At 44.9% G+C, this 12,727-nt stretch carries 8 protein-coding genes and 1 pseudogene; 6 read left to right on the top strand and 3 right to left on the bottom strand.

Annotation, left to right across the window (positions count from 1 at the left end):
• Positions 1–245 precede the first annotated feature (245 nt).
• Both swrA and minJ read left to right on the top strand, forming a co-directional pair.
• Positions 246–599, top strand: a complete 354-nt coding sequence (gene swrA, locus C1T29_RS20985; RefSeq protein WP_015251121.1) for a swarming motility protein SwrAA — start codon at positions 246–248, stop codon at positions 597–599.
• A 78-nt stretch (positions 600–677) separates the two neighbouring features.
• Positions 678–1,871 (top strand): cell division topological determinant MinJ, encoded by a 1,194-nt coding sequence (minJ, locus tag C1T29_RS20980; RefSeq protein WP_095431975.1) that lies wholly within the window; start codon positions 678–680, stop codon positions 1,869–1,871.
• Between the two features lie 47 nt (positions 1,872–1,918).
• Here the strand turns inward: minJ and C1T29_RS20975 are convergent, their stop codons facing one another.
• From C1T29_RS20975 to C1T29_RS20965, 3 genes are all read right to left on the bottom strand, one after another.
• Entirely contained in the window at positions 1,919–3,253 is a 1,335-nt protein-coding gene (locus C1T29_RS20975; RefSeq protein ID WP_095431974.1) for an MFS transporter, read from the bottom strand.
• 30 nt (positions 3,254–3,283) lie between these two features.
• On the bottom strand, positions 3,284–3,853 hold the full coding sequence (locus C1T29_RS20970; RefSeq protein WP_014665534.1) for a TetR/AcrR family transcriptional regulator: 570 nt from the start codon (positions 3,851–3,853) through the stop codon (positions 3,284–3,286).
• A 74-nt stretch (positions 3,854–3,927) separates the two neighbouring features.
• Complete coding sequence (locus C1T29_RS20965) at positions 3,928–6,423, bottom strand: PEP/pyruvate-binding domain-containing protein (RefSeq protein ID WP_103749315.1); 2,496 nt, start codon at positions 6,421–6,423, stop codon at positions 3,928–3,930.
• Positions 6,424–6,852: 429 nt separating this feature from the next.
• Between C1T29_RS20965 and C1T29_RS20960 the strand changes: the two genes are divergently transcribed.
• The 4 genes and pseudogenes from C1T29_RS20960 to hag form a co-directional block, all read left to right on the top strand.
• Positions 6,853–7,083, top strand: coding sequence for a CsbA family protein (locus C1T29_RS20960; protein WP_003228053.1), 231 nt, complete (start codon positions 6,853–6,855; stop codon positions 7,081–7,083).
• A gap of 184 nt (positions 7,084–7,267) precedes the next feature.
• Entirely contained in the window at positions 7,268–9,253 is a 1,986-nt protein-coding gene (uvrB, locus tag C1T29_RS20955) for an excinuclease ABC subunit UvrB (protein ID WP_014665530.1), read from the top strand.
• Between the two features lie 7 nt (positions 9,254–9,260).
• Positions 9,261–12,134 carry an excinuclease ABC subunit UvrA gene (uvrA, locus tag C1T29_RS20950; RefSeq protein WP_095431972.1) on the top strand — a complete coding sequence of 958 codons (2,874 nt, stop codon included), beginning with the start codon at positions 9,261–9,263 and terminating at the stop codon, positions 12,132–12,134.
• A 336-nt stretch (positions 12,135–12,470) separates the two neighbouring features.
• Positions 12,471–12,727 (top strand): annotated as a pseudogene (hag, locus tag C1T29_RS20945) (flagellin Hag); the annotation flags it as partial.

Raw genomic sequence — 12,727 nt, 5'->3', positions numbered from 1 at the left:
ATCAATATATTAGAGAGACTTTCTAACGAGTTAATATGCATTTAAAATGAAACTTTTGCAAGTTGCCTAGTCTTTGTTTACTTCATACAATATAAGAAGGTTCTAAAAAGAACAGTAATCAGGTTTATGGCAGCTGAACGACAGGTATTTAAAGAGTAACGTTAGCGAGAATGCTTGTTAGCACTCCAGTACTGCTGCGTATACTGGCCCGTGCTTATCTGGATAAAGAAAATGGGGGTTCACAATTGAAGAGGGCAAGTATTGTGCGTGAGAAAAAATATTATGAATTAGTGGAACAATTAAAAGACAGAACACAAGACGTAACATTTTCAGCTACAAAAGCACTAAGTCTTCTTATGCTGTTCAGCAGATATTTGGTCAATTACACCAATGTCGAATCAGTAAATGACATTAATGAGGAATGTGCCAAACATTATTTTAACTACTTAATGAAAAACCATAAGCGATTAGGAATTAATCTGACAGATATAAAAAGGTCGATGCATCTAATCAGCGGGTTATTGGATGTGGACGTAAACCACTATTTAAAGGATTTTTCACTATCGAATGTCACGCTGTGGATGACGCAAGAGAGATAAACTCTCCTGAGGATATCCAAGCCATTTAATATTTGATAGAATATGAGTAACATGTTTGGCTTGAGGCGGTGAGAGATAGTGTCTGTTCAATGGGGAATTGAACTGTTAAAAAGCGCGGGCCTGTTCTTCTTACACCCGCTTTTCTGGTTTTTTATCATCATAACTCTGGCTTTCGGCTATGTAAGAATCAAAAGGGAACGCAAAACCTTTCATACAAGAATAGCAGATATTTATGATGATCTGAAATTTACATATACAAAGGGACTGATTCCAGGTTTTCTTTTGTCAGTTGTTTTAGGTGGACTCGGAATATCGATTCCTCTCGGTTTACTTGCGATTATTGCCGTTATCACTGCAGCGGCAGCGTTCACTCTTCGCGCAAACTGGATGTCTGCTGCATATATCGTCAGTGTGAGTATGCTGATAGGTTTTGGACTGCAAGTCTATCAGGCTGAGCCCTTTCTGGAGAGATTTCCGCAAGGATTTGCAGTTGTTTGGCCGGCTGTGGCTGTGTTTCTAGGTTTGCTGATTATCACTGAAGGAGCGGTTGCTTATCGTTCTGCGCATGTGAGAACATCACCGGCGCTTGTCGTAAGCAGCCGCGGTTTGCCGATCGGACAGCAGCTGGCAAACCGGGTTTGGCTTTTGCCGCTGTTCCTTCTCGTGCCCGGTAATGGTTTAGAATCGCATCTTAGCTGGTGGCCCGTGTTTACTGTTCCCGGCGGCTCATTCCATTTTCTATGGATTCCTTACTTTGTCGGATTCGGACAAAGGGTACAGGGATCGCTTCCTGAAACGAGTATAAGGATCACAGCGAAACGCGTTTGTATTCTCGGCCTTGCCGTCACAGTTCTTGGTGCAGCGAGCTTGCTTTGGACGCCGCTTGCGGGTGCAGCCGTCTGTACAGCTTTGTTAGGACGCATTTTTCTGTCTATAAAGCAAAGGGTGAATGATAACGCGGCTCCGTTTTATTTCTCGAAACGGGATCAGGGCTTGATGGTGCTTGGGATTATCCCCAATACGCCGGCTGAGGACCTGGAATTGAAAATCGGAGAAATCATTACAAAAGTTAATGGGATACCGGTTAAGAACGTTTCCGATTTCTATGAGGCGCTCCAGCATAACCGTGCATATGTGAAGCTTGAAATTATCGGTTTGAATGGAGAAATTCGTTTTGACCAGCGAGCTTCTTATGAAGGAGAACATCATGAATTGGGCATCCTCTTCGTAAAGGATGAACGTGAAGACGAAGCAGCCGCTTCGGGATCATAAAAGGCAGCCCGGCACCGCAGGAAGATGCGGGGCCGGGCTGTTTTGTATTACGCTGAGTTTTTTTCAATCCGTGCCGTTTCATCAGATTTGATGCCCAATGAAACAAAAACGCCGATAATGGATACAGCAAAGAGAATCATAAATAGGGTATGATATCCCGAAATCAGGCCGATTAAGGCTGATGAAATGATGCTTCCGAAATAACGGAAGGTCGAGAAAATGCCCGATGCCACTCCTGACATACTAGGATCTACTGTGGCAAGGGATGACACCTGCATGCTGGTCAGACCGACTCCGGAAGCAAGTCCGCCAAGGATAAGAGACAGCATGAGAAACAAGACGGAATGCGAGCTGCTTAACAGCAAAAATAATAGATTCGCTCCAGCCATCATAGCAAATGAAAGAAAAATGATTTTTTTTGCTCCCCACTTATGATGGAACTGTGCGCCCACCCAGTTGCTGGCTGACATGAAGATCGAAAATACAGAAAGCGCCATCCCGCTGTTAGACGTAGTAAGCCCAAATTGGTTCGTCATGAACAACGGCATGATCAATAAGACGGCATACATCATTAAATTGCTTAACAAGACTGATAGATTGGCATTTGTAAAGGTTGAGCTTTTAAACAGTGCAAAGTCAATGATTGGATGCTGTGTACGTTTTTCTCTTCTGAAAAAAAGCGGAACAAAAAGAAGTATTAATACACTGTATAACGCATAACCCCACGAAACCTCATTTTTCGTCAGCAGGATAATGGAAACGATGCTGCCTGCAAGCAAGAGAGAGCCGATGATATCCAGCGGCGCGTCAGATTTATTTTCTTTATATTGAGGAAACATCGTTAATGCCGTAAATAAAGCAATGGCGAGGAACGGAATGTTGACCCAAAAAATCGAATGCCAGCTGAAGCTGTCAATCAGTATAGAGCCGATAAAAGGCCCGAGTGCTGCACCAAGTCCCGCGCCCAGTCCGAAAAATCCAAACACTTTCGGCAGGCGTTTTTCAGAAACCACATGCCGGATAATGGCAATGCTGTTTGGCGTAAGCAATGCCCCTCCGACTGCCTGCAATGCCCGAAAGACAATTAACAGGAGCAGACTTGGTGAGAGAGCGCAGCCTAGGGATGCGAATAGAAATAGGCCGACTCCCCATAAGTACATTGTTTTATTGCCGTACATGTCACCGAGCTTTCCTGCAATCGGCTGTGTGACTGCCATCACGATTAAATAAACGGTAACCACCCAAGTGATGCTTGCGAGGGATTCGTTATACGTATGGGAAATAGATGAGAGCGCGACCGCGATCATCGTTGAGTTAATGGGAACCAGAATGGCCCCCAATAATAGCGAGACGATCAGCGCCCATTCTTTTCTTGAGCTCATTGGGATCCTCCTTTTTATTATGCCAAGGAGTTAATCAGCAGAAATTCCTTTGACAAATAAAGCTGTGCTGTGCTCCAGCATTTTTTCCTGGGGCATTGATATGACCCGATTTCCTAAATGGAGACGGTGAATGAAATAACCGAAGATAATCGACATGAACACGTCGGCATGCTCCGCTTCATTTCCTGTCTGAATAACCCCTTTTTCACCCATCGTTTTGAGATAATCAACCAATAGCTGTTTCATAGATTGGGGATATTCAGTGACGTGGTTAATGACATCCTGAAACATGGCCGGTTCACGAAAGCTGATTTTAATGATATCTTTTCTATGTTCGAGCTCCTCCAAGAGACAGGTTCCGATATGAAGCAGGTCTTTGTACAAATCCCCTTCGGTTTGTTCCAAAATGCTGCTTCTGTTTGTAGAATGCTGAGAAAGCAAAGCCTCAACTAGTCCTTGTTTGTTTTTAAAGTTCCTGAAAATCGTCGCTTCACTTACATTTGCTTTTTCTGCGATTTCTTTTGTAGTCGTTGCGCGATATCCTTTTTGGACGAGCAGCTGCATGGCAGCGTCAAGGATTCTCTTGTTTGTCGGTCTCAATACGTTTCACCTCACGAATATACTGGCAGGACAAGTATACACCTGCCCCGCTTGTATAAGAAAGAGGGGACGCATCAGGACCGGCTGACAACTGTGATTTTGCCGCTGCTTCCGTCAACCGTGATGATGTCTCCGTCTCGCAGTCTTTCTGTTGCCGTGCGTGTGCCGAGAACGGCTGGAATGCCGTATTCACGGGCGATAATCGCAGCGTGAGACAAAATGCCGCCCGTGTCTGTAATAACCGCTTTGGCATCTTGAAACAGGCTGGTCCACAGCGGTGTGGTCATCTTGCAAACAAGTATGTCCCCAGGCGCGAATTGAGAAAATTCATTGGCGTCCCGAATGATCTTCACCGGACCTGTCGCAATGCCGCTTGATGCCGCAATGCCAAAAATATGATTCTCTGTGTTTTTTTCATCCTCTATCACAGCGCCGACGATTTCTTCAGCTGCTTTGAGCTGTTCTTTTGTCGGAGTGCCGAGATAGGCAGGGGCTTGGGCCAGCTCATACTCATGAAAGGTCTTCCTGCGTTTTTCAGCCTTTTCTTGCAGGGATACAGGGTGAAGAAGCGCGTGTTCCACTTCGTCGTCATATAAGAACCAAAGATCCTCACGATCTTGAATAACACCGTTTTCCGCCAGCAATTCACCTACCTTCAGCAGAAAGATTCTCGCCTTGGCATCCAGCATGGCGTCAATATAAAAGTGGTGATCATCTTTTATATTTGCAGCGTTCAGCGTCCATTGATAAAAGCGGTCAAATTCTGTGCGTAAATCGGGATCTTCTATGTTTTTCAAGAATTCATTGTATAATTTCTCTCGTTTTTCTTTCGTTTTCTGAAATTCATTGTCAAAATGATAGCCATTACGGACATAATTTTGAATATTGGCCAGAGCAAAATACGGATTTTCCGCCCAGATTTGTTCAATCAGATCATGACTTTTAACAGATCTCCATCCGTATTCTTGCAAGAATTCATGGATGTTCTTCAGGAAGCGTCTTCCCTCATCTGTTTGTTCCAATTTTTCCTGGAGCTGTTCTGGCTTGTTGTTTTCAAAAATGGCCAGAAGGTGCGGGTTCTCCTGAACTTCAACGGAAAAAAGCCATAGGCAACGGTCAGTTTCCAGTGATTTGTTCATTTTTCCTGTCAGCATCTCGTAAAAATGAGCGTTTTCGGACTCTCCTTGAATGTCCTGATACATCGCTTGCAGTTTGTTTGTTAAAAGGATTTGCGGGAAAACGATGTTGAAGTGCTCTTCATAAGCCGTGAGATAAAATGCCTTTAGGTGTCGAAAAGCATCCAGTGCGCTTTCTGCAGTATGCTCAGTTTGTGCGAGCTGGTCCAGTGTCCGGTAAAAAGGAAGATAGGTGTGATTGATGATGTCATACATACGCTCCGATAAAATTGGGAAAAGCTCTTTGCCACAGTCTTCAGAAGGAGGCTGTTGTCCTCCTTGGTTTTTGGAATAAATATGTCCGCGATAAAGTTTTACTTCATCAACAACTACACCAATTGGGAACTTTTGCATGCTCTTCTTTAAGCCATATTCCAATGCCGGCACGATGAAGGATGAAAATAACGGACTCACCGGACCTTCAATATTAGACTCCATGTTAAGCCAGAAGTCATTCATATCAGCGTCGGTAATCATGAAGCTGCGTTTTTCTTCTGCCGCTTTTTTGTCCTGTTCAATGGTTGTAATCGGGCGAGCTTGCAGAAGGTATATTTGATGATCAGCAATTCCAAATTCTATATCAACAGGATACCCGTACAGGTCTTCAGTTTTTTTTGTGATTTCAGCCAAATCAATCACTTGTTCATCTGTAAGGCAAAAACGGCTGCGCATGTCTTCACTCGTTTCCTTTTCAGCAATTCCTTCTGCCGCAGACTCCATGTAGATTTCTTTTGCCCCTATTTCTTTCTGAATCTCAAACGAAGATTTATGAACAATGAACGTGTCTGGGGTAACACTTCCTGAAACGACAGCTTCACCCAGCCCGTAGCTGGCGCTGATTAAAAGCTCTCTATCATCATGGGTAACAGGGTTGCGGCTGAAAATAACACCTGACACTTCTGAATCGATCAGCCCCTGAACGACCACTCCCATTAACGGCTCTGTAATTTGATTGTTCATTTTTTTCTTATAGCTGCTGACCCGCCCTGAAAAAAATGAGGCCCAGCACTCTTTCACTTTAGCCAGAAACTCTTCCTCTGTTTTGATATTTAAGTAGGTTTCATACTGACCCGCGAATGAGGCGCCTTCTAAATCTTCCGAAGCAGATGAAGAACGCACGGCTACGGATCGATATGATTCTCTAAGCTGATAAAAAGAACTAGTCAGCTCATTTTTCAGCTCTTCCGAAAATGTCCCGGAAATGATCCCGCTTTCGACGCTCTTGCTAGTCTCTTGAAGCTGGTTGTCCTCCATAAAACGTGCGAGCGCGTTCGTTTGAATAATAAACCCGTCCGGAACAGGAAGACCGTGTTTGGTCAATTTAATCAAATTCATTCCTTTTGCTCCAGCCAGCTGGCTGGACTCTTCTGCCTGGCGAAATAAAACAGAATACATAGTTGAAACCCCTCTCTCCTTCATTTTATTTTTCTCTCTAGTCTTTTTATGGCGGAGCCTGTGTTTAAAAATGATAGTAAACACTATCATTCCATTGTAGGTTTTCAGGAAAATGCTGTCAAACGCAGAAAGTCCTAAATAAAATGAATAGTTAAGTTAGTTATATTATCATGAAATATACGGATGAACTGGTGCTGTATACCTATTTTCTTTTATTCTAGGAATCTGGCGGCGGACTTGATGATGTAATAGAAAAAGTGCCGCTGTGTGGGACAGCAGAACAATGTCCAGCACCAAAAATGCAAATATGGTGATTGATTTTGGATGAAAAGGGGTATGGTGTAGGAGAGGGAGCGAATGCATGATTGTCCGATTCTTCATTTTTTACTATAATCAGATCAGATGAAGAATCCCTGAGGAGGGTTTTTGTTGATTACAAAAGCCGTTTTTGCATTGTTTTTCCCTTTTATGCTTGTCGTTCTATTTACTAGAGTCACTTTTAATCATTATGTGGCGATCGCTCTAACAGCTGCATTGCTGTTTGCCTCTTATTTAAAAGGCTATACAGAAACGTATTTTATTGTAGGATTGGATGTTGTATCTCTTGTGGCTGGCGGACTGTATATGGCCAAAAAAGCTGCAGAGAAAAAAGAAGAATAATCGGACATAATGAATATAAAGACCGAATACCTGCTTTTACGTTTAAAAAGCAGGTTTTTTATACACAAAAACAGCTGGAAATAAAAAACCACCGAACTTTAGTTCGTATTTTTAGTGATTTTGCTTTCCATTGTGTTACTATATCTATAGGAAGATTTCGTTAAAGAAACGGAGGCTTATTTTTGTGAAAGATCGCTTTGAGTTAGTCTCGAAATATCAGCCCCAGGGAGATCAGCCGAAAGCCATTGAAAAGCTTGTAAAAGGAATTCAGGAGGGCAAGAAGCATCAGACTCTGCTGGGTGCGACAGGAACTGGGAAAACATTTACGGTGTCCAATTTGATTAAAGAAGTCAATAAGCCGACTCTCGTGATTGCCCATAACAAAACTCTTGCTGGACAGCTTTATAGTGAGTTCAAGGAATTTTTTCCGAACAATGCTGTCGAGTACTTTGTCAGTTACTATGATTATTATCAGCCGGAGGCGTATGTGCCTCAAACGGATACATTTATAGAGAAAGACGCTAGTATTAATGATGAAATTGATAAACTGAGACACTCCGCTACATCATCTCTGTTTGAGCGTAGAGATGTCATTATTATTGCGAGTGTGTCTTGTATATACGGCCTCGGTTCGCCTGAGGAATACCGGGAAATGGTCGTGTCATTGCGGAGTGAAATGGAAATTGAGCGCAACGAGCTGCTCAGAAAACTTGTAGATATCCAATATGCCCGCAACGATATCGACTTTCAGCGCGGCACATTTCGTGTGCGCGGGGATGTAGTGGAAATCTTCCCGGCATCCCGTGATGAGCATTGTATTAGAGTTGAATTTTTCGGTGACGAAATTGAACGGATTCGGGAAGTGGATGCGCTGACAGGAGAAATTCTCGGCGACCGTGATCATGTTGCGATTTTCCCGGCGTCCCACTTCGTAACGCGGGCCGAGAAAATGGAGAAAGCGATTCAAAATATCGAGAAAGAGCTTGAGGAACAGCTGAAAGTTATGCACGAAAACGGCAAGCTGCTTGAAGCGCAGCGTTTAGAGCAGCGGACAAGATATGATCTTGAAATGATGCGTGAAATGGGTTTCTGCTCGGGTATCGAGAACTATTCGAGACATTTGACGCTGCGGCCTCCAGGTTCAACGCCGTATACGCTGCTTGATTATTTCCCAGACGATTTTATGATCGTAGTGGATGAGTCGCATGTGACCATTCCTCAGGTGCGCGGCATGTTTAACGGAGACCAGGCGCGGAAACAGGTGCTCGTGGATCACGGCTTCCGGCTTCCATCAGCGCTTGATAACCGTCCGCTTCGTTTTGAGGAATTTGAAAAGCATATGCACAATATCGTGTATGTATCAGCAACACCAGGGCCGTACGAGATTGAACATACAGATGAAATGGTCGAACAGATCATTCGTCCGACGGGGCTTCTTGACCCGCTTATCGATGTGCGTCCAATCGAAGGCCAGATTGACGACTTGATCGGCGAAATTCAAGCAAGAATCGAGCGGGATGAACGGGTGCTTGTGACAACCCTGACGAAGAAGATGTCAGAGGATCTGACCGATTATTTAAAGGAAATCGGCATTAAAGTAAACTATCTGCATTCTGAGATTAAGACGCTTGAACGGATTGAAATTATTCGTGACCTGCGCCTTGGCAAGTACGATGTGCTTGTCGGCATCAACCTGCTGAGGGAAGGGCTGGACATTCCAGAAGTATCCTTAGTTGCGATTTTGGATGCGGATAAGGAAGGCTTCCTTCGTTCTGAGCGTTCGCTGATCCAGACTATTGGACGGGCAGCGAGAAATGCGGAAGGCCGCGTCATTATGTACGCCGATAAAATAACGAAGTCTATGGAAATTGCGATTAACGAAACAAAACGACGCCGCGAGCAGCAGGAGCGGTTTAACGAAGAGCACGGCATTACGCCGAAAACGATAAATAAAGAAATTCGCGATGTCATTCGTGCCACAGTAGCAGCTGAGGATAAAGCGGAATACAAAGCAAAAGCCGCGCCGAAGCTGTCGAAAATGACGAAGAAAGAACGCCAGAAAGTCGTTGAACAGATGGAGCATGAAATGAAGGAAGCCGCCAAGGCACTTGACTTTGAAAGAGCCGCGGAGCTTCGCGATTTACTTTTAGAGCTAAAAGCGGAAGGATGATGAACAAATGGCTATGGATCGGATAGAGGTGAAGGGAGCCAGGGCGCATAACCTGAAAAATATAGATGTAACGATTCCGAGAGATCAGCTTGTCGTTGTCACGGGTTTGTCCGGATCAGGTAAATCCTCCCTTGCCTTTGACACGATATATGCTGAAGGACAGAGACGGTATGTCGAATCGCTGTCTGCTTATGCCCGCCAGTTTTTAGGGCAAATGGATAAGCCTGATGTTGATGCAATTGAGGGACTGTCTCCCGCCATCAGCATCGATCAGAAAACAACGAGCCGCAATCCGAGGTCTACTGTCGGTACGGTAACGGAGATTTATGATTATCTGCGTCTTTTATATGCGAGAGTAGGGAAGCCTCATTGCCCGGAGCACGGAATTGAGATTACATCCCAGACCATCGAGCAAATGGTGGACAGAATTCTGGAATACCCGGAACGGACGAAGCTTCAGGTGCTGGCGCCGATTGTCTCGGGCCGAAAAGGCGCTCATGTCAAAGTGCTTGAACAGATTAGAAAACAAGGCTATGTCAGAGTCAGAATTGACGGCGAGATGGCTGAGCTTTCCGACGATATCGAATTAGAAAAGAACAAGAAGCATTCCATTGAGGTTGTCATTGACCGGATTGTGGTGAAAGAAGGCGTGGCAGCCCGGCTGTCAGATTCATTGGAAACGGCGCTCCGTTTAGGTGAAGGACGGGTTATGATTGATGTCATCGGTGAGGAAGAGCTGATGTTCAGCGAGCATCATGCCTGTCCGCACTGCGGATTTTCAATCGGTGAGCTTGAGCCGCGCCTGTTTTCGTTTAACAGTCCGTTCGGGGCGTGTCCGACGTGTGACGGTCTCGGAATGAAGCTTGAAGTGGATGCCGACCTTGTCATCCCCAATCAAGATTTGTCATTGAAGGAGAATGCGGTCGCCCCATGGACACCAATCAGTTCACAATATTATCCTCAGCTGCTTGAGGCAGTCTGCACCCACTACGGGATTGATATGGATGTGCCGGTCAAAGATCTGCCGAAGCATCAACTGGATAAAGTGCTGTACGGCAGCGGAGATGATCTGATTTATTTCCGATATGAAAATGATTTTGGACAAATCCGTGAAGGTGAAATTCAATTTGAAGGCGTATTGCGCAACATTGAAAGACGCTATAAGGAGACAAGCTCTGATTTTATCCGTGAACAAATGGAGCAGTATATGTCTCAGAAGTCTTGTCCGACGTGCAAAGGCTATCGGTTAAAGAAAGAGGCGCTTGCCGTATTGGTTGACGGACGCCACATCGGAAAAATTACCGAGCAGTCTGTAGCCGATGCACTCGCCTTTTTCAAAGGCCTTACCCTTTCTGAGAAGGATATGCAGATCGCCAATTTGATTTTGCGCGAAATTGTGGAGCGCTTAAGCTTTCTGGACAAAGTCGGCCTCGATTACCTGACATTGAGCAGGGCAGCGGGAACGCTGTCCGGTGGAGAGGCACAGCGCATCAGGCTGGCGACTCAAATTGGCTCGCGCTTATCCGGTGTGCTTTATATTTTAGATGAACCGTCTATCGGTCTGCATCAGCGTGATAACGACCGCTTGATCAGCGCACTGAAAAATATGAGAGACCTCGGGAACACGCTGATTGTTGTCGAACATGATGAAGACACGATGATGGCAGCGGATTATTTAATAGATATTGGACCGGGTGCCGGCATTCACGGCGGACAGGTGACATCTGCAGGTACGCCGGAAGAAGTGATGGAAGATCCAAACTCATTAACTGGCAGCTATTTATCAGGGAAAAAGTTTATCCCATTGCCTCCTGAAAGAAGAAAGCCGGATGGACGTTACATTGAAATGAAAGGCGCTTCAGAAAACAACCTGAAAAAAGTGAATGCCAAGTTCCCGCTGGGGACGTTTACAGCAGTTACAGGTGTTTCCGGTTCAGGAAAGAGTACACTCGTTAATGAAATTTTGCATAAGGCGCTGGCGCAAAAGCTTCATAAAGCGAAAGCGAAGCCCGGCAGCCATAAAGAGATAAAAGGTTTGGACCATTTAGACAAAGTCATCGACATTGACCAGGCGCCAATCGGTAGAACGCCGAGATCCAACCCTGCGACATACACCGGTGTGTTTGATGACATTCGCGATGTATTTGCGCAGACAAATGAAGCGAAGGTCCGCGGCTATAAAAAAGGCCGTTTCAGCTTTAACGTGAAGGGCGGGCGATGTGAAGCCTGCCGCGGAGACGGGATTATTAAAATTGAAATGCACTTCCTTCCTGACGTATACGTTCCATGCGAGGTATGCCACGGCAAACGCTATAACCGGGAAACGCTTGAAGTGACGTACAAAGGAAAAAGCATCTCTGATGTGCTTGATATGACGGTTGAAGATGCTCTTTCTTTCTTTGAAAATATCCCGAAAATCAAACGCAAGCTTCAAACCCTTTATGATGTTGGTTTAGGTTATATTACGCTCGGCCAGCCGGCGACGACCTTGTCGGGCGGAGAAGCGCAGCGCGTGAAGCTCGCATCAGAGCTGCACAAACGCTCGACTGGACGCACGCTCTACATTTTAGATGAGCCGACGACAGGTTTGCATGTCGACGATATCGCCAGACTTCTTGTCGTGCTGCAACGGTTGGTAGACAACGGGGACACTGTACTGGTTATTGAGCACAACCTTGATATCATTAAAACGGCCGATTACATTGTGGATCTGGGCCCGGAAGGCGGAGCCGGAGGCGGAACCATTGTCGCGTCAGGCACGCCTGAGGAAATCACTGAAGTGGAAGAATCGTATACAGGCCGTTATTTGAAGCCTGTTATGGAGCGTGACAAAAAACGCATGAAATCGCTCTTGGAAGCGAAAGAAACGGCTACATCTTAAAAAACTTTATTAAGAGAGAACAGCTTGTCAGCAAGTCCATCCATGGGCTTAGCAGGCAAGCTTTTTCTTTACGGCATAATAGTATAGAATCATCTTTGGGTAAAATTTCTTTGGGAAAACGCCTAAACATTTACAAATTGCTGTCGATATATGAATTGAAAGGCGGATGATGGTTTCCAAATCAAGCAGACAAACCCTATTAAGGGGTTTAAAGGAATCCTTAATCAATAACTGAATCTACATAGGTTAGAAGCTTTATTGGAATCTCATACGCCAGAAATCAAAGAAAAGGAAGTCTTTGATTTCAAAATAAATACACATGGAGGTAATTTACACATGAGAATTAACCACAATATCGCAGCACTTAACACACTGAACCGTTTGTCTTCAAACAACGGTGCGAGCCAAAAGAACATGGAGAAACTGTCTTCAGGTCTTCGTATCAACCGTGCGGGAGATGACGCAGCGGGTCTTGCGATCTCTGAAAAAATGAGAGGACAAATCAGAGGTCTTGAAATGGCTTCTAAAAACTCTCAAGACGGAATCTCTCTTATCCAAACAGCTGAGGGTGCATTGACTGAAACTCATGCAAT

The sequence above is a fragment of the Bacillus sp. MBGLi79 genome (genome assembly GCF_002953915.1).
The sequence above is the reverse complement of the archived record's forward strand: the minus strand, read 5'-3'. Positions and strand labels throughout refer to the sequence as shown.